General features: G+C 63.7%; 17 protein-coding genes. 13 read left to right on the forward strand and 4 right to left on the reverse strand.

The window, feature by feature from the left end:
* Positions 1 to 201 precede the first annotated feature (201 nt).
* A complete protein-coding gene (locus tag IVB50_RS07680; protein ID WP_083926604.1) occupies positions 202 to 390 on the forward strand; it encodes a hypothetical protein in 189 nt (62 codons plus the stop codon).
* Positions 391 to 410: 20 nt separating this feature from the next.
* On the opposite strand, the gene IVB50_RS07685 is transcribed toward IVB50_RS07680, so the two are convergent.
* On the reverse strand, positions 411 to 878 hold the full coding sequence (locus IVB50_RS07685; protein ID WP_247295139.1) for a metallophosphoesterase family protein: 468 nt from the start codon (positions 876 to 878) through the stop codon (positions 411 to 413).
* A 17-nt stretch (positions 879 to 895) separates the two neighbouring features.
* Here IVB50_RS07685 and IVB50_RS07690 point away from each other — a divergent pair, with 17 nt between their 5' ends.
* The 12 genes from IVB50_RS07690 (at position 896) to IVB50_RS07745 (ending at position 13,331) form a co-directional block, all read left to right on the forward strand.
* A complete protein-coding gene (locus IVB50_RS07690) occupies positions 896 to 1,363 on the forward strand; it encodes a hypothetical protein (RefSeq protein ID WP_198293419.1) in 468 nt (155 codons plus the stop codon).
* A gap of 139 nt (positions 1,364 to 1,502) precedes the next feature.
* Positions 1,503 to 2,486: a cytochrome c oxidase subunit II gene (gene coxB, locus IVB50_RS07695; RefSeq protein ID WP_245288577.1), complete on the forward strand. Its 984-nt coding sequence runs from the start codon at positions 1,503 to 1,505 to the stop codon at positions 2,484 to 2,486.
* Positions 2,483 to 4,396, forward strand: coding sequence for a cytochrome c oxidase subunit I (gene ctaD, locus IVB50_RS07700; RefSeq protein WP_018460397.1), 1,914 nt, complete (start codon positions 2,483 to 2,485; stop codon positions 4,394 to 4,396). The genes coxB and ctaD overlap by 4 nt, the downstream gene beginning before the upstream one ends.
* Positions 4,393 to 4,992: a cytochrome c oxidase subunit 3 gene (locus IVB50_RS07705; RefSeq protein ID WP_018460398.1), complete on the forward strand. Its 600-nt coding sequence runs from the start codon at positions 4,393 to 4,395 to the stop codon at positions 4,990 to 4,992. The genes ctaD and IVB50_RS07705 overlap by 4 nt, the downstream gene beginning before the upstream one ends.
* Positions 4,989 to 5,342, forward strand: a complete 354-nt coding sequence (locus IVB50_RS07710; RefSeq protein WP_018460399.1) for a hypothetical protein — start codon at positions 4,989 to 4,991, stop codon at positions 5,340 to 5,342. The genes IVB50_RS07705 and IVB50_RS07710 overlap by 4 nt, the downstream gene beginning before the upstream one ends.
* On the forward strand, positions 5,330 to 6,268 hold the full coding sequence (locus IVB50_RS07715) for a cytochrome c oxidase assembly protein (RefSeq protein WP_018460400.1): 939 nt from the start codon (positions 5,330 to 5,332) through the stop codon (positions 6,266 to 6,268). Before IVB50_RS07710 ends, IVB50_RS07715 begins: the two co-directional genes overlap by 13 nt.
* 58 nt (positions 6,269 to 6,326) lie before the next feature.
* Positions 6,327 to 7,115: a heme-binding protein gene (locus IVB50_RS07720; protein ID WP_247295141.1), complete on the forward strand. Its 789-nt coding sequence runs from the start codon at positions 6,327 to 6,329 to the stop codon at positions 7,113 to 7,115.
* A gap of 111 nt (positions 7,116 to 7,226) precedes the next feature.
* The gene (locus IVB50_RS07725; RefSeq protein ID WP_026234022.1) at positions 7,227 to 9,083 is read left to right on the forward strand and encodes a PQQ-dependent dehydrogenase, methanol/ethanol family; all 1,857 of its coding nucleotides are present in this window, start codon (positions 7,227 to 7,229) and stop codon (positions 9,081 to 9,083) included.
* The gene (locus tag IVB50_RS07730) at positions 9,067 to 9,906 is read left to right on the forward strand and encodes a substrate-binding domain-containing protein (RefSeq protein WP_018460403.1); all 840 of its coding nucleotides are present in this window, start codon (positions 9,067 to 9,069) and stop codon (positions 9,904 to 9,906) included. Before IVB50_RS07725 ends, IVB50_RS07730 begins: the two co-directional genes overlap by 17 nt.
* Positions 9,906 to 10,541 (forward strand): cytochrome c, encoded by a 636-nt coding sequence (locus IVB50_RS07735; protein ID WP_026234023.1) that lies wholly within the window; start codon positions 9,906 to 9,908, stop codon positions 10,539 to 10,541. The genes IVB50_RS07730 and IVB50_RS07735 overlap by 1 nt, the downstream gene beginning before the upstream one ends.
* A gap of 16 nt (positions 10,542 to 10,557) precedes the next feature.
* Complete coding sequence (locus IVB50_RS07740) at positions 10,558 to 10,926, forward strand: c-type cytochrome (RefSeq protein ID WP_018460405.1); 369 nt, start codon at positions 10,558 to 10,560, stop codon at positions 10,924 to 10,926.
* A 26-nt stretch (positions 10,927 to 10,952) separates the two neighbouring features.
* Positions 10,953 to 13,331 (forward strand): glucose/quinate/shikimate family membrane-bound PQQ-dependent dehydrogenase, encoded by a 2,379-nt coding sequence (locus tag IVB50_RS07745; protein ID WP_018460406.1) that lies wholly within the window; start codon positions 10,953 to 10,955, stop codon positions 13,329 to 13,331.
* On the opposite strand, the gene IVB50_RS07750 is transcribed toward IVB50_RS07745, so the two are convergent.
* The 3 genes from IVB50_RS07750 to IVB50_RS07760 are packed head-to-tail and all read right to left on the reverse strand — an operon-like array spanning position 13,291 to position 15,793.
* Entirely contained in the window at positions 13,291 to 15,117 is a 1,827-nt protein-coding gene (locus tag IVB50_RS07750; protein ID WP_026234024.1) for an SDR family oxidoreductase, read from the reverse strand. The genes IVB50_RS07745 and IVB50_RS07750 overlap by 41 nt on opposite strands.
* 57 nt (positions 15,118 to 15,174) lie before the next feature.
* Entirely contained in the window at positions 15,175 to 15,627 is a 453-nt protein-coding gene (locus IVB50_RS07755; RefSeq protein ID WP_051113078.1) for a hypothetical protein, read from the reverse strand.
* Entirely contained in the window at positions 15,599 to 15,793 is a 195-nt protein-coding gene (locus tag IVB50_RS07760) for a hypothetical protein (RefSeq protein ID WP_018460409.1), read from the reverse strand. The genes IVB50_RS07755 and IVB50_RS07760 overlap by 29 nt, the downstream gene beginning before the upstream one ends.
* Between the last annotated feature and the right edge of the window lie 472 nt (positions 15,794 to 16,265).

The following is a 16,265-nucleotide window of genomic DNA, read 5'->3' on the forward strand; positions in this document are numbered from 1 at the left end:
TCGATGCTGATGCATGCCCCTAGGAACGAACGATTCCTGCCCGTGTTGACCCCGCAGTTCATACGGAAGGCTTTTTGTTCATGGTCCAGGCTCTATCGCGGGAAACGGAGAAGGACGGCACCCGGAAGCTGATGATGGCGGGATCGCTGGCGTACGTTGATCGCGTGCCACCACACCGACAGATCGCAGAGAGGACAAGTTATGCCGAAAGCGAAAGCGCCTGAAAACGACCCGAGAGAAACACCGGTCGACGATCCGCGACAGCAGACGGATTTGCCAACCCACCGGCAGACGGACCAGCCTTGGCAGGGAAATCCCGAGAAGGAGCAGATCGACCCAAAGCGTCCCCCGATTGATCTGGAGCGATGGCAAAAGTCGAATACCCACTAGCTGCTACGCATGCGCTTCGTTCACGCGTCGAGCTCATGGATGGTGGGCCGCAGGTCGCCGCCCTCATCGAGATCGAGCGTTGCCAGCGTGATCGGCAGCTTGAATCGCCTTGGACCGGCGCTTCCAGGATTCAGGAAAAGCACTCCGTTGATCGTGTTGACCTGCACCCGATGCGAATGTCCTGATATCACCACGTTCACACCGGTTGCCGCGGGGTCGATGGCGAGCGCCTTGAGATCGTGAAGGAGGTAGAAACAACGAGCGCCGAGGTGCACTGTTTCGGTTTCGGGATAGCGCCTCGCCCAACTGCCGACATCGACGTTTCCCCTGATGGCGGTGACGGGCGCTATTCGGCAAAGCCTCTCCAGAACCTCCGGCGCGCCGATATCACCAGCGTGGAGGATATGCGACACCCCTGCAAGACGGCGTCCGGCCTCAGGTCTGAGAAGGCCGTGCGTATCCGAGATCACTCCGATCCTCAACGCCATGTCAGGCCGCGACTTCAGTGCAGGACATCCAGTGGCACTTTCCCGATCTCCTCACCCTGCTGGTTCGTGACCAGGATGGAAAAATGACGATTCCTGAGTTCGGGACGCTCCGCAAGGAGCCTCTTCGCGATCTCCTCGGCAACGTCCAGCGCCACGATGTCGTCGGGCAATTCAGCTCCTCCCTCGTCGGCGACGGTCTCGGAGTCGACCAGATCAAAATGATAGCGCGGCACGTGAACCCTCAATTCGTCGCAGGAACGCGCGATCTCGGGCCTTCGTTCCGGCGCTCGCACGTCAACGCCCGGCGTGTCCGCAGGAACCCTCAGGGTCATCGCGGCATTGCTGCTTTTTGGAGCCGACACATGCTCGGAGAGTTGCGCGTGCTTGCCCAGCCGGGCGCAATCATCGCCAGTCTCGCCGTCCTGTTGCTGATGGCCGCTGGCGATGCGGCGATCGTGATCGCCGTGAAGGGCTGGCCATTCTAGCCCGATGATTGATGTCGGACATCCCTCTTCGGCCCATCGCTCCGATTAGCGGATAGGAACCTTTGTAGGCCTGCCCGGTTCCGCCTGTGAAGCGGAGTGCGACAAGGCGTCAATGCAGGTCTGGGTGCGAAGGGTTCTGGTGTTGTGCACGATCTGGCCGCTCACGGCGTGTGCGGGCCGGCAATCGGCGCTCGATCCGCAAGGGCTGCAATCCGACCAGATCTTGCACACGCTGTTCATCTTCCTCGCTGTGTCGGCGGTCGTCTGGACCGCCGTCGTGATCGCGCTCTGCATCGGAATGATGCGGCGAAAACGTTCGGCTGATCGGCCGCTTGACCTTCACCAAGCCTTCGAGGAATGCTCCGGGCGCGTCATCCTCGCGCTTGGGATTGCGACCACCGCCGTCGTGCTCGGTCTCTCCTTCGTGAGCTATGCCGGACAACGTACCGTCTTTGCCAAGGACGAGAAAGCCCACATCCTCAAGATCATCGGCCACCAATGGTGGTGGGAGGTCCGCTATGAGGCCGACAGTCCGCAGCAGAGTTTCGTGACGGCCAACGAGATCCGGATCCCGACCGGCCAGCCGGTGAAGGTCGAGCTGGAATCGGCGGACGTGATCCACAGCTTCTGGGTGCCGAGCCTGACCGGCAAAATGGACTTGATCCCCGGGCAGAAGAACGAGCTGCAATTCACGGCGAAGAACGCGGGCATCTATCGCGGGCAATGCGCCGAGTTCTGCGGGATCCAGCACGCCCACATGGCATTTGCCGTGATCGCGATGTCACCCGACGAGTTCGGCCGCTGGCGCCACCATGAAAACCAGAGCGCCAACAGCCCTGCCGATCCGCTCGGCAAGCAGGGCGAGGCTCTGTTCCGGGCGCGCGGATGCGCCTTGTGCCACAACATTAGCGGCACGCTGGCCGGCGGGCAGCTCGGCCCGGATCTCACGCATATCGGCAGCCGCACGACCATCGCGGCGGGAACGTTGCCGAATAATTCGGCCACGCTCGGCGCCTGGATCGCCGATCCCCAGCACATCAAGCCCGGCAATCTCATGCCGAGGATGCCGCTGCAATCGGATGAAATGATCGCCATCATTCATTATCTGGAGCAGCTCAAGTGAGCATCGCCGCTGAACCAAATGAGTTGCGGGACGACGTCCTGAACGGCCTTCGACTTTCCACACAGCTGGAGAAAGTGTGGCGCACGCCGTCCGGCTGGATGGGCGCGCTGACGTCGGTCGACCACAAGGTGGTCGGCCGCCGCTACATCATCACGGCGTTCGTATTCCTGCTCCTCGGCGGCCTCCTCGCGGTCCTGATGCGCATTCAGCTGGCCGGGCCGGAGAAGACGTTTCTCTCCGCCGACAAGTACAATCAGGTCTTCACGATGCACGGCTCGACGATGATGTTCCTGTTCGCCGTGCCGGTCATGGAGGCGTTCGCCGTTTATCTGGTGCCGTTGATGGTCGGCACGCGGAACATCGCCTTTCCGCGACTGAACGCCTTCAGCTATTGGATGTTTCTGTTCGGCGGCTGCTTTCTCTGGATTTCCTTTGCGCTGAATGTCGGCCCCGACGTTGGCTGGTTTGCCTATGTCCCGCTCTCCTCGCTGCAATTTACGCCGACAAAGCGCCCGGATGTCTGGGCGCAAATGATCACCTTCACCGAGGTCGCGGCGCTCGCCGTCTCCGTGGAAATCATCGTGACCGTGTTCAAGCTCCGCGCGCCCGGCATGACGCTCGACCGCATTCCCCTGTTCGTCTGGGCCATGCTGGTGACGAGCTTCCTTGTGATGTTCGCGATGCCCTCGATCATGGTCGCATCGACGTCACTGATCCTGGATCGCCTCGTCAACACGCGCTTCTATGATTCCTCCTCGGGCGGACATCCCCTGCTCTGGCAGCATCTGTTCTGGTTCTTCGGCCATCCCGAGGTCTACATCATCTTCATCCCGGGCACGGGAATGGTCTCGGCGATCCTCGCGACGTTCGCACGACGGCCGGTGATCGGCTATCCCGTGGTGATCCTCTCGTTGATCGCGACCGGCTTCCTGTCGTTCGGTCTCTGGGTCCACCACATGTTCGTCACGGGCCTGCCCCAACTCGGCGCGGCCCTGTTCACAGCCTCCAGTATGCTGATCGCGGTGCCGAGCGGGCTGCAGATCTTCTGCTGGCTGGCAACGCTCTGGGACGGGCGTCCGGTCTACCGGACCCCGCTGTTGTTCGTGATCGGCTTCATCGTGATCTTCGTGCTCGGCGGGCTGTCCGGCGTCATGGTCGCCTCGGTCCCGATCGACACCCAGGTGCACGACACCTATTTCGTCGTCGCCCACTTCCATTATGTCCTGATCGGCGGCGCTGTGTTCCCGCTGGTCGGCGCGGTCTACTACTGGTTTCCCAAGATCGCCGGCCGCATGCTCAGCGAGCGACTCGGGCGCTGGAATTTCTGGCTCGCCTTCATCGGCTTCAACGTCGCCTTCTTCCCGATGCACATCCTCGGGCTGATCGGAATGCCGCGCCGGGTCTACACCTACACCGCCGACATGGACTGGGCGCACCTGAATCTCGTGTCCAGCGGTGGTGCTCTCATTTTCGCGCTCAGCTTCGCGTTGCTTTTGGTCAATGTGGTCTACAGCTTGCGTAAGGGCGCGCTCGCAGGCGACAATCCCTGGGATGCCTCCACGCTGGAATGGGCGACGTCATCGCCGCCCCCGCCGCAGAATTTCGACCGCATTCCGGTGGTCAAGCACCGCGATCCGCTGTGGGCCGATAGCGAGAGCCTGCCCGTGGTCGCGGGTCTGAGCGCCGAGCGGCGCGAGGTCCTGCTGACGTCGCTCGCGGAAGCCGAGCCGCAGATCCGCGAGGCTTCGCCCGAACCCAGCATCTGGCCACTGCTCACAGCTATCGCAACGACCGTGTTCTTCATCGGCTCGATCTTCACGCCCTGGGCGGTGCTCTGGGGCACGCCGCCGATGGCCGTCACCTTGATCGGCTGGTTCTGGCCGAGCGGCAGCAAGGAGGACGAGGAGTGAGACAGACCATCGTCCGCAATGTCGCTGAACTGCCGACTTACGGCTACGGCCCGCGCAGCGGACCGTGGTGGGGCGCGATGGGCTTCATGGCGCTGGAAGGTATGGGCTTTGCCATTGCCATCGGTGCCTATCTCTATCTCTACGCCGTCAACCCAAGCTGGCCGATCGGCGCCTCGCCGCCCGATCTCTGGCCAGGCACAGCCGAAGTCGTGGTCTATCTGCTGAGCATCATCCCGAACGAGATCACCAACCGCGCCGCACACCGGCAGGATCTCGCGAAGGTGCGGACCGGACTCATCGTGATGGCCCTGATCGGCATTGCCCTGCTGGTGCTGCGCGGCTTCGAGTTCGCGCATCTCAACACCCGCTGGGACAATTCAGCTTACGGCTCCATTGTTTGGCTCATTCTGGGGCTGCACACGACCCACCTTGCCACCGATGTCGGCGACACGGTCGTGCTGGCGGTATTGATGTTCACGCGCCATGCGAAACCGCGCCGGTTCAGCGACGTGACCGACAACGTGTTCTATTGGAACTTCGTCGTGCTCGCCTGGCTGCCGCTCTATGTCTTGCTCGATTGGGTGCCACGCCTATGACCGCAGCCGATCGACATTCCAGACTGCTTTATTGGGCCGGCGTTGCGCTCGGGCCCATCGCGTGGGGTATCAACTTGCAGGGCGTCTACGTGCTCGCGCACTTCTCCTGCGAACAGACCAGGCTCAGCGGCGCGATCATGAGCGCGGTTCTGGCTGTCGTCGCGCTGGCAGGCACTGTCATTTCGGCCCGCGCCGTTCGGCGCGGCGCGGGGGCTGAATGGGCCGATGCGCGGGGTGGCGGACCACGAACGTTCATGGCCTGGCTCGGCGTCGGCTCCGGCGTGTTATTTGCGCTGGTGATTGCGAACCAGTTCGCCGCCTCGCTCATGATCAGCCCATGCCTGCGCTGAGCTTTGCAGCACTGCTGCTCGCGCTGCTCGCGGCGCCGGCCGATGCGCACGGACTATCGGATGTCGATCCCGGTTCGCTGTGGAGCTACGATCCCTGGCTCATGGCCCCGCTCTATGCCGTCGGTATCGGCTTCTATGTCGGAACGCAGCGGCTCTGGCATCATGCAGGTGGTGGCCGTGGCGTCAGCTTCCGCCAGGTGGCCGCGTTCTGGACCGGATGGCTGGTGGCCGCACTTGCCGTGACCTCGCCGCTGCACTGGCTCGGCGAGCGTCTGTTCACCGCGCACATGGTCGAGCACGAACTGCTGATGGTGGTCGCGGCACCGCTGATGGCGTTCGCCCGGATCAATGGTCCTCTGCTGTGGAGCCTGCCGGCCCGGCTTCGCCCGGCGGCAGGCCGCATGCTCGATCTGCCGATATTGGCGTGGCCCTGGCGTTTTGTAAGCCACCCCATGAGCGCGACCATCCTGCACGGCGCAGCGCTCTGGGTCTGGCATGCACCGCCTTTATATGCGTGGGCGCTCGAGAATACGGCGATCCATCGTCTCCAGCACATCAGCTTCTTCGCGACTGCGCTGTTGTTCTGGTGGGTGCTGCTGCATGGCCGCGGTCAGGGCCGTAGCACTCGAATTCGCGACGGCATCGCTGTCGCGTGCCTTTTCATCACCATTTTGCATTCCGGCGTGCTCGGAGCTCTGCTGACCGTGTCGCCGCGGCTGTGGATCCCAGGCCAGGGCGCCCTCGCCGGGGAATTCGGCCTCTCGGCACTCGAGGACCAGCAGCTCGCCGGCATCCTGATGTGGGTGCCCATGGGCCTACTCTATACCGGCGCCGCGTTGTTCTTTGCTCACCGCTGGCTGACTGCGAACGGCGGTCATTCCCGCCTGCCGCTCCCTTCAACATCCGGGCTGAGCGACGCTGCATAGGAACCGCAACTTCTGTTCGAACGTTCGCCTGCCGACTGCGACACTCCACGGAGGCCACATGGAAAAACGACCCGTCATGGTGCTAACGGCAATCACCGCAGCATTCTTGGTGCCTGCAGTCTTGAGCGCGCAGGACCAACCCAAGTCAGGGATGTCGTGCCCGGTCGACCATGACAAGCTCGCCGATATCCTCAAGAAGAGTGTCAAGCCGGGCGGCGGCCCCAGCAACGGCGGTCTCGACAACAACGAGTGGGCTGCCGTCGTCAATCGGCAGGGCATCGTCTGCGCAGTTGCCTATAGCGGCGGCAAGGTCGACGACCAGTGGCTCGGCAGCCGGGCCATCGCGGCCGAGAAGGCCAATACGGCAAATGCGTTCAGCCTGAAGGACAAGGCGATCGCGACCGCCAATCTCTATGCCGGTGCGCAGCCCGGCGGGTTCCTGTTCGGAGCGGCACTCGGCAACCCGCCGTCTCCGGAAGCCTTGTACGCCGGATCTCCCGACAACTTCGGCACGGCCCAGGATCCGATGGTAGGCAAGCCGATCGGCGGCACCATCGTGTTCGGAGGCGGGTTGGCGCTCTATGACGGCAACGGCATCACGGGCGCGCTGGGCGTCAGCGGCGACAGCTCCTGCGCCGATCACAACGTGGCCTGGCGCGTGCGTCACCAGCTCGGGCTCGACCGCGTGCCGGCCGGCGTCAGCCCCAACATGAAAGACGCAATCATCTATGACATCGGACCCGACGGCAAAAGTCCGTCTGGATTTGGCCACCCCAAGTGTAACGGCAAGGAAGATCAGATCGCAGTTGACCTCGGCGCCGGCGTGTCCGGCAACGTCGTGAGATAGCTCGTCGTCGGTCTCACCTCTTTGGAACCAAGCGAAGTCGGAACGTTTGTAGGTTCGTAAACCGGCCTGCAACGGCGCACGGCCTCATCACTGCCGTGGAGATCTTTACATATGTTAGTGCGTGGTCTCACGCGTTTGCTGGGCCGACTTCCAGGCTTCCTTTGTGCCCTTTGCGCGTCCTGCGCGTTGCTGTCGTCCGCCTCGGCACAGAGCGATCTCGCCAGCCGCATGAAAGATCCCGGCCAGTGGCCGATGGCGGCGCGCGACTACGCCAACACCCGCTATAGCAACCTTGATCAGATCAACACGTCCAATGCATCGCGCCTCCAGCTTGCATGGACGTTCTCGGTCGGTGCCGATCGCGGCCAGGAGGCGGCGCCGCTCGTGGTCGATGGCACCATGTATGTGGTCGGCCCTTATGCTGGCCCCTACCCCAACCGTGTGTTCGCACTCGATGCCACGAGCGGTGAATTGAAATGGTCCTACGCGCCAAAGCCTGAACCGGCAGCCGCGGGCGTTGCCTGCTGCGACGTCGTCAATCGCGGACTCGCCTTCGACAACGGCAAGGTCTTCCTCAACACGCTTGATAACCACACGGTCGCGATCGACGCCAAGACCGGCAAGGAGCTGTGGCATACGAAGCTCGGGGAGATCAACAAGGGCGAGACCATCACGATGGCTCCCGTCGTGGTCAAGGGCAAGGTGCTCGTCGGCAACAGCGGCGGCGAGATGGGCGTGCGCGGCTGGGTCACCGCGCTCGATGAAAACACCGGGGCCATTGCGTGGCGCGCCTACGCCACGGGCCCGGACAAGGACGTGCTGATCGGCGACGACTTCAAGCCGTTCTACGACAGTCTCAAGGGCAAGGATCTCGGCGTGAAGACGTGGCCGGCCGACCGCTGGCAGGTCGGCGGCGGCACGATGTGGGGATGGATCTCCTACGATGCCGAACTCAATCTGATCTACTACGGCACAGCCAATCCGAGCCCATGGAACGCCAACCAGCGCAGCGGCGACAATCTCTGGAGCACCACAATCTTTGCCCGCGACCCCGACACCGGCCGCGCCAAATGGGCTTACCAGATCAACCCGCACGACCTGTTCGACCACGACGAGATCAACGAGAATGTGCTCGTCGATCTCGAACTGAATGGAAAGCCGCGCAAGGTGCTGATCCACCCGGGCCGCAACGGCTATATGTACGTGATGGATCGGGCGACCGGCGAAGTCATCTCGGCGGACGCGTTTGAATTCGTCAATGCCTATAACGGCGTCGATCTCAAGACCGGCAAGATCATCCCCAACGAGGAGAAGACGCCGCTCGCCGGCAAGACCGTCGAGAACATCTGCCCGGCCGCGCCGGGCGCCAAGGACTGGCAGCCAACCGCCTGGTCGCCCCGCACCAAGCTGCTCTACGTGCCGCATCAGCATCTTTGCATGAATTTCAAGGCATCGCAGGTCGGCTATATCGCAGGCACACCTTATGTGGGCGCCGATGTCGACATGTATGCCGGCCCCGGCGGCCACCGCGGCGAATTCATGGCGTGGGATCCCGTCGCGCGCAAGAAGGTCTGGGAGATCCACGAGAAGCTGCCGGTCTGGAGCGGCGCGCTGGTTACGGCAGGCGACGTCGCGTTCTACGGCACCATGGATCGGCTGTTCAAGGCCGTGGATGCCAAGGACGGGCATGTCCTCTGGCAATTCCGCGCCGGCTCCGGATTCATTGGCCAGCCGATCTCCTATCGCGGCTCCGACGGACAGCAATACATCGCGATCCTGTCGGGCGTCGGCGGCTGGCCGGGTGTGGTGGCCAACGCCGAGGTCGATCCGCGGGTGCGCAACGGCGCGCTCGGTTTTGTCGGTGCGACCCAGGATTTGCCGTTCTACACCGCGGGCGGGAGTGAGCTGCTGGTCTTCAAACTCGGCGGCGCGAATGGTGAGGACACCAGCCATGCGCCTTCGAAATAGTTATCCCGGCATCGCTCTTGGTTTTCTGGTCGGGCTTGCAACCACGGCGGCGGCAGCGTCGGATCGCGAGCTTCGCGTCTGTGCCGATCCCAACAATCTGCCTTTCTCGAACAGCGCCGAAGCAGGATTCGAGAACAGGCTCGCGGCCATGGTGGCCGAGCATTTCGGCCTGCAGGTCTCCTACACCTGGTGGGCGCAGCGCCGCGGCTTCATCCGTAACACGCTGAAAGCCGGCAAATGCGACGTCGTCATGGGCGTGCCGTCCGGCTATGATCTCGTCGAGACGACGAAGCCGTATTATCGCTCGAGCTACGTGTTCGTCACGCGGCAGGACCAGCACCTCGACCTTTCGTCCCTGCTCGACCCGCGCCTGCATCACCTCGCGATCGGCGTGCATCTGATCGGCGATGACGGCAACAATCCGCCGCCCGCGCAAGCGCTCGGCGAACAGGGCATCGTTGACAACGTCCGCGGCTACTCCATCTACGGTGATTATCGCCAGGCCGATCCGCCGGCGCGCCTGATCGAAGCCGTCGAAAGCGGCAGCCTCGATGTCGCCGCAGCCTGGGGTCCGCTCGCCGGATATTTCGCCCAGCGCTCTCCCGTCCCCCTGACGGTCACGCCGATCCGGGATTACGAGCGCTTTGCACCTCAGCAGTTCCAGTTCGCCATCGCGATGGGCGTGCGCAAAGGCGACGACGCCTTGCGCGACCGACTGAATGCATTCATCGACGAGCACCGGTCCGAGATCACCTCGCTGCTGCGCAGTTACGGCGTTCCGCTGGTGGACCAACCGGTTACGGTATCGGGAGGACATGAGTGATGTCTGCTCCAGTGCTGCGCGCGAGCGCCCTGTCGTTGCTGCTGGCGGTTGTGCCGAATGGTGCGGGACTGGCCCAGCAGACTTTGCCGCAGTCGCAGGAGGCGCAGATGCCGACGCTGTCTCCGCGCCCGAACTTCGGTGGCAGCGTCGGCAATGGCAGGCCCGGCGTCTTCATGCAGGTCCCCGTCAGTCACCTCCATCCCGGCGCGCAGCCGGACCCGCCGCAGATCAAGAACCCTGTGCAGGGCGATCCCAATGCGGAGCAGCGCGGGATGACCTACTACGTCAACTTCAACTGCGTCGGCTGCCACGCGCCAAATGGCGGCGGCGGCATGGGTCCGGCACTGAGCAACAACAACTTTACTTACGGCTCGCAGCCAGAGAACATTTTTCTCTCGATCTACCAGGGGCGGCCGAATGGAATGCCGGCCTGGGGCGGCGTGCTGCCCGACAGCGTGATCTGGGATCTCGTCACCTATATCGGCAAGATCAGCAACGAGCCGAGCCACCAATGGGGCCGAACCTTTTCCGCGAATCTGCCTTCGCCCGAAGTCGAGCAAGTCCCGAGCGAGCAGGTCTCGACGACCGATCCCTGGTCTGCCACCAAGTCTTTCAATTTCGGCCAGAAGCCCTGATCGCCGGGAAGCAGCGATGGCAAATCCGATCACGAGATTGCTAGTCACCGCGCTGCTGGCTACCACAGGCGCCGCCTGCAAGGCTGCGGGCCCGGACAACTTCACCGGCGACGCGCGTCGTGGCGCCGACCTCGTCAAGCAGTATCACTGCGGCGGCTGTCACGATATTCCCGGCATTGCCGGCGCCGAAGGCAATGTCGGCCCACCCTTGCATCGGATCGGCACGCGGACCTACATCGCCGGCTACATCCAGAACTCGCCGGACAACATGGCTGATTGGATCGAGGATCCACAGCGGGCGTTGCCGGGCAATGCCATGCCGAGAATGGGCATCCCGCAGAAGGACGCGCGGGACATCGCGGCGTTTCTCTATACGCTGAAGTGACCATCATGCCTCCCATGCATCGTTCAATGAATTGGCTCCGTGACGCGCCATTGCTGGCCATCACCATTGTGCTCGTCGCTATCATGGGACTGGGCCTCCTGGCTGGCGGTGCCTGGCTCGAGGCCCTCGGTGGCTCCGTCTACTATCTGATCGCGGGCATCATGCTTCTGCTCACGAGCTGGCTGCTCGGGCGCCGCCGCGCCGAGGCGCTCTGGGTTTATGCCGCGCTGCTGGCCGGAACGATGGCCTGGGCGATCTGGGAGGCCGGCCTCGATTTCTGGTCGCTGGCGCCGCGCGGCGACGTACTCGTGCCGCTTGGCCTGTGGCTGATGCTGCCCTTCATTGCCTCCCGCCTGGCGCCTCGCTTGCGCGCAGCGCGATGGGCGCTTGGCCTTGTGTTGGTCGCCGCAGCCATCGTCGTCGGCATGTCCCTGACGAGCGATCGCCGCGATCTTGCCGGCACGATACCTGAGGGCGAAACAACGGGGGCCATTGCGTCTCCCGAACCGGACCAGCCCGCTGCCGGCCAGAACTGGACGGCCTACGGCGGCAGCGGCTTCGGTACGCGCTTCTCGTCGCTGAGCCAGATCACCAAGGACAACGTCAAGGACCTCAAGCTCGCCTGGGAATTCCGCACCGGCGATCACAAGGGCCCGGACGATCCCGACGAGATCACCAACCAGGCGACGCCGCTCAAGGTGGGCGATCTGCTCTACACCTGCTCGCCGCACCAGATCGTGTTCGCGCTCGAAGCCGCGACCGGAAAACTGCGCTGGAAGTTCGATCCGCAGGTGCAGCACAACAAGGCCTTCCAGCACATGACCTGCCGCGGCGTGTCCTATCACGCGACCAAGCCCGGCGCGATAACTGCCGACGGCACGCCGGCCCCGAGCGATTGTGCGGGGCGCATTTTCATACCGACCAACGACGGACGGATGTTCGCGCTCGATGCGCAGAGCGGCGTGCCTTGCCAGGATTTTGGCAATCAGGGACAGATCGATCTCAAGCAGGGCAGCGAGATCCAGACACTCGGCTTCTACGAGGGCACCTCGCCGCCCGTCGTCACGGACAAGTTGCTGATCGTCGGCGGAGCGGTGATCGACAACTATTCCGATCGCGTGCCGTCGGGCGTGATCCGCGGCTTCGACATCTATTCAGGACGGCTGATCTGGGCATTCGATGCCGGCAATTCCGATCCGAACGAGATGCCCTCGGCCTCGCATCATTTCACGGCCGGCTCACCCAATTCCTGGAGCATTTCCGCGGTCGACGAGAAGCTCGGACTGGTCTATGTGCCGCTCGGCTCGAGTTCTCCGGATATTTGGGGCGGCGGCCGTTCGCCCGAGAACGAGCGCTACGATTCGGCATTGATTGCCCTCGATCTCATGACCGGGAAACTGCGTTGGTCGTTCCAGAACGTGCACCACGATCTCTGGGACATGGATATGCCGTCGCAGCCCAGTCTGGTCGATTTGCGCCTTAACGGCGGCGTGACGCCTGCGATCTACATCCCGGCAAAGACCGGCGACATCTTCGTGCTCGACCGCCGCGACGGGCGTCAGCTGGTGCCCGCACCGGAGAAGCCGGTGCCGCAGGGCGCCGCGAAGGGAGACCGGCTGTCGCCGACCCAGCCCTTCTCGGAGTTGAGCTTTCGCCCGCCCGGCATGCTGACCGACGCGCAGATGTGGGGCAGCACGATGTTCGACCAACTCGCCTGCCGGATCAAGTTCAAGCGCCTGCGCTATGAGGGGCCGTTCACGCCGCCGTCTGAACAAGGCACGCTGGTGTTTCCAGGAGACTTCGGCATGTTCGAATGGGGCGGCATTGCCGTCGATCCGCAACGCCTGATCGCGATCGCGAACCCTCAATCGATTCCCTTCGTCTCGCGTCTCGTGCCGCGCGGGAAAGACAATCCGGCAGCGCCGAACGCGGCGCATCCGCCGGGAACCGAGCTCGGCGTGCAGCCGATGTACGGCGCCCCCTATGGCGTCGACCTCGGCATTTTCCTCTCACCGCTCGGCATCCCCTGCCTTGCCCCGCCATGGGGCAACATCGCCGCGATCGATCTCAAGTCGCACAAGGTGGTCTGGCAGCATCGCATCGGCACGATCCGCGATCAGGCCCCGCTGCCGCTGCCATTCAAGCTCGGCGTTCCCATGCTGGGCGGTCCGATCGTCACCGCGGGCGGCGTCGTCTTCATCACGGGAACGATGGATGACTACATCCGCGCGTTCGACGTTCGCGATGGCAGACGGCTTTGGCAGGACCGCCTTCCTGCCGGCGGCCAGTCGACGCCGATGACCTATGAGGCCAACGGCAAGCAATATGTCGTCACGGTCGATGGCGGCCACGGCTCGTTCGGAACTAAACTCGGCGATTACGTGCGGGCCTACGCGCTGCCGTGATCTGCCTCGGCAGGACATGCTTGTGCTTGGCGACGCCTTGTCCCGATCTGCCAGCGCGACGCGCAACTGCTGAAGCCAGGAGAGCCACGCCCGCAGCTAGTCCCAGCGCCGCGAGCCCCTGACTGATGACCCCGGCAGGTGGGAGCTGCTTGCGTGACAGCCAACCGCCATCGATTGACGTGCCCTGCGGACCAGCTTCGATCATGGTGCCCTCGCTGCTCTTCGCCGGGCGCGCGCGCGACAGCAGGTAGCGGAAGGCAACCCCCAGGATGTTCTCGGTAATCTGCGGAGCCATCGCGTAGGCAATTTGGCCGGCACGCGCCGGCCAGCCCACGGCGACCTCATCTTGGGGTGCGCGGACGAGGCTCACGAACGTCTCGGCAACGTCCTCCGCCTGATACAGCAGCGGACCGGGATCGAGCGTCCGGCCGGACATGTTGGCGCCGTGGACGAAGCCCGGCGTGTCGACCATGGCCGGGAAGACGCCGCAGACATGGATGTTGCGATGAGCCCTGAGCTCCTGACGCAGGCTCGCGGTGAAGCCCCGAAGGCCGAATTTGCTCGCTGTGTAGGCCGCAGCAAAAGGCGTCGGAGCCCAGCCCCCGAGCGAGATGTTGTTGATCAAGATACCGCGGTTCTGGCGCAGGAAGATCGGAAGCACCGCGAAAGCGCCATGCATCGTGCCGAGGAGATTGACCTCGATCGTTCGGCGATGAAGTGCGATATCCGCGTCCTGATAGGCCCCGAAAACGCCGGTGCCGGCGTTGTTGATCCAGACGTCGATGCCACCGAGCGCGTCTTCCGCCTCTCGGGCCAGCCGCTGCACCGCCTCGGCATCGGTGACATCGGTCGGGATTGCCAATGCGCGGCCTCCGAGCGCCTCGCATTCTGCAGCGAGGCTCGTCAGGACTTCGGCACGGCGTGCCGCCAGGACCACGCTTGCGCCCTTTCCGGCGAAGGCCAGCGCCGCAGCACGCCCGATTCCGCTCGAGGCACCGGTTATGACGACGCGCGTGCCAGTCATTTGCCGCGGCTCGGATCCGGAGCCGCCCGCCGGAAGCAGCCAGTGCAGGGATCGCCGGAGACGCTCGGTTCCGTCCGCTTCGAACCAGTCGCCATGCGCGAAGATCACCCGCTCCGGCGACAGCCGTATGAGCCGCTCGGCTGCCGACCGCACGGAACGGCCGCCGAGGCGCAGCAGCAGTCGGAGATAGACCGGCGCCGTTCCGTTTGGCTTGGAAATGCCGAGGAGGTTTGCCGCGGCCTCGTTTGACGCGCTGAGATCATCGGGATCGAGATTTTGCACCAGATCCGTCAGGATCAGTGTCCGGCTGCGCTTGTCGAACAGCTCGATCTCGGAGAACATCGGAGCGTTCACCGAGACGGCTTCGAGGTCGGCCCTCCATTCCTCAGGCGTCGCCTCTCCAAGCTCGCGGTCGATGTGGATCCGTGCTGCTCGAACTTGCCGACGCGCCGAAAGGCCGCGCGCCGCGAAAGTCGTCACCTGTGGCAGCTCTCTCTGCCAGTCGGACAGGAACATCCAGTGCGCGATATTCGGCGCGAGCAAGTACCTTATCGGCCCTAGCCGCTCCAACTCACCGCGGAGAGTCGGCGAATGTCTCACCGGCGAATGCAGCACAAGATCGCCGTTCGAGAGCCGAATGACGGTCATACGCACCGGAAGTTTCAGACCGGCAGCGCTGATCGGGGCATCGTCCACGACCCAGATATCGTCCGTCGCTCGCGACAAACGGGCCGTCGACAAGGTAGCGTCGGAACTTTGCATGAGCGTCTTCCATCACAAGGCGTTTGCTCAAGCTTCGGGAGCGACGCTCGTTCCTCGCTAGGACGCCCGAGCCTGCATGCGGGCATTGCGTCGGCGACGGCGCGCGGCGAGTCGTCCTCGGATCCTCTCCGCCGGAATGTGCCGCGAGATCGCCGGGGCAAGCTCTGGTTCTGAGGGAGGTTGTTGGGTGGCAATCGGCGCTTGGTCCGGACGAGCTTCCATCAGACCGAGCACGGCGCGGCCCTTGGCCGTGATGCGCCACCCGCCATTTGTCCGGTCGATCAGCCCTTGCGAAAAGATGTCCAGCCCCGGCACCCGCCCGGCGAGCCGCCGGGTGCGCTCGGTCCAGTCGCGACCGCTGGTCGCCAGAATGGCCATATCCCGCTTGAGATCCTCCATGGCCGCGAACCCATCCGGGTAGCTCACCAGGATCTTGAGGACCGTCACGTGGAAATTCACCCCTGCCCCCACATGACCATCATCACATCGTCGGGACTTCTGAAAGGGCATTGCGGGCCGCTAGTTTGAGACGATCCGCAGAGATGTCGCCCCTGCTTGCAGTCTCCAGAAGCTTCGAGGCTACGCGAGTCCTGGCGCCGATCTCACAGCGTGGAACAGCTTCACACACCTCGTCGAGAACGGTGCGCAACAACGCCTTGGTCGCGGTATCGATCATGGAAAGCCCCGGCGGAAAGGTTCACGGTAGGGCAATCGCTCCGGCCAGGGATTCAACATTGTTAATGATCTTAAAATTTCGCTGCCTGGCCACTGCCGGCTTGGCGATGTCTTGGGCCTGCTGTGCGCGACCTTGCGGGCTCCTGCTCGGCATTGCTCGTGAAATCGGGGAACCTCCGTCGTCGGCCAATCGTTCGCATGCCATGGAGATTGTCGTTTTCGCGGTCCTCGTCCTCCTGGTTGCGACTGTAGTTCGGCATGCGTGATGGCGAACCGCGCAGCTTCGCATCCTCGCGGCTGATTCCGCCCGAGCTTTGCTTCGTCGCTTCACCCTCTTGTCCAAGAGGGCGCAGGGAAGGCCGGGTGCCGGCTGGCACCCGCGGTCCGCTGCGCGAAAATGTAGCGCAAGGAAACCGCACAGCAGCATACAGGTGTAGCCAATCACTCGGCCTTCCCTGCGCGATGGTTGGACA

The sequence above is a fragment of the Bradyrhizobium sp. 87 genome (assembly GCF_023073015.1).
GTDB lineage: Bacteria > Pseudomonadota > Alphaproteobacteria > Rhizobiales > Xanthobacteraceae > Bradyrhizobium > Bradyrhizobium canariense_D.

Excerpts from the sequence above, each read along its gene's own strand:
- IVB50_RS07680 (WP_083926604.1), top strand. The coding sequence starts at position 202 with ATGCCGAAAGCGAAAGCGCCTGAAAACGACCCGAGAGAAACACCGGTC.
- IVB50_RS07685 (WP_247295139.1), bottom strand. The coding sequence starts at position 878 with ATGGCGTTGAGGATCGGAGTGATCTCGGATACGCACGGCCTTCTCAGA.
- IVB50_RS07710 (WP_018460399.1), top strand. The coding sequence starts at position 4,989 with ATGACCGCAGCCGATCGACATTCCAGACTGCTTTATTGGGCCGGCGTT.
- IVB50_RS07715 (WP_018460400.1), top strand. The coding sequence starts at position 5,330 with ATGCCTGCGCTGAGCTTTGCAGCACTGCTGCTCGCGCTGCTCGCGGCG.
- IVB50_RS07720 (WP_247295141.1), top strand. The coding sequence starts at position 6,327 with ATGGAAAAACGACCCGTCATGGTGCTAACGGCAATCACCGCAGCATTC.
- IVB50_RS07725 (WP_026234022.1), top strand. The coding sequence starts at position 7,227 with ATGTTAGTGCGTGGTCTCACGCGTTTGCTGGGCCGACTTCCAGGCTTC.
- IVB50_RS07730 (WP_018460403.1), top strand. The coding sequence starts at position 9,067 with ATGCGCCTTCGAAATAGTTATCCCGGCATCGCTCTTGGTTTTCTGGTC.
- IVB50_RS07735 (WP_026234023.1), top strand. The coding sequence starts at position 9,906 with ATGTCTGCTCCAGTGCTGCGCGCGAGCGCCCTGTCGTTGCTGCTGGCG.
- IVB50_RS07740 (WP_018460405.1), top strand. The coding sequence starts at position 10,558 with ATGGCAAATCCGATCACGAGATTGCTAGTCACCGCGCTGCTGGCTACC.
- IVB50_RS07745 (WP_018460406.1), top strand. The coding sequence starts at position 10,953 with ATGAATTGGCTCCGTGACGCGCCATTGCTGGCCATCACCATTGTGCTC.
- IVB50_RS07750 (WP_026234024.1), bottom strand. The coding sequence starts at position 15,117 with ATGCAAAGTTCCGACGCTACCTTGTCGACGGCCCGTTTGTCGCGAGCG.
- IVB50_RS07755 (WP_051113078.1), bottom strand. The coding sequence starts at position 15,627 with ATGCCCTTTCAGAAGTCCCGACGATGTGATGATGGTCATGTGGGGGCA.
- IVB50_RS07760 (WP_018460409.1), bottom strand. The coding sequence starts at position 15,793 with ATGATCGATACCGCGACCAAGGCGTTGTTGCGCACCGTTCTCGACGAG.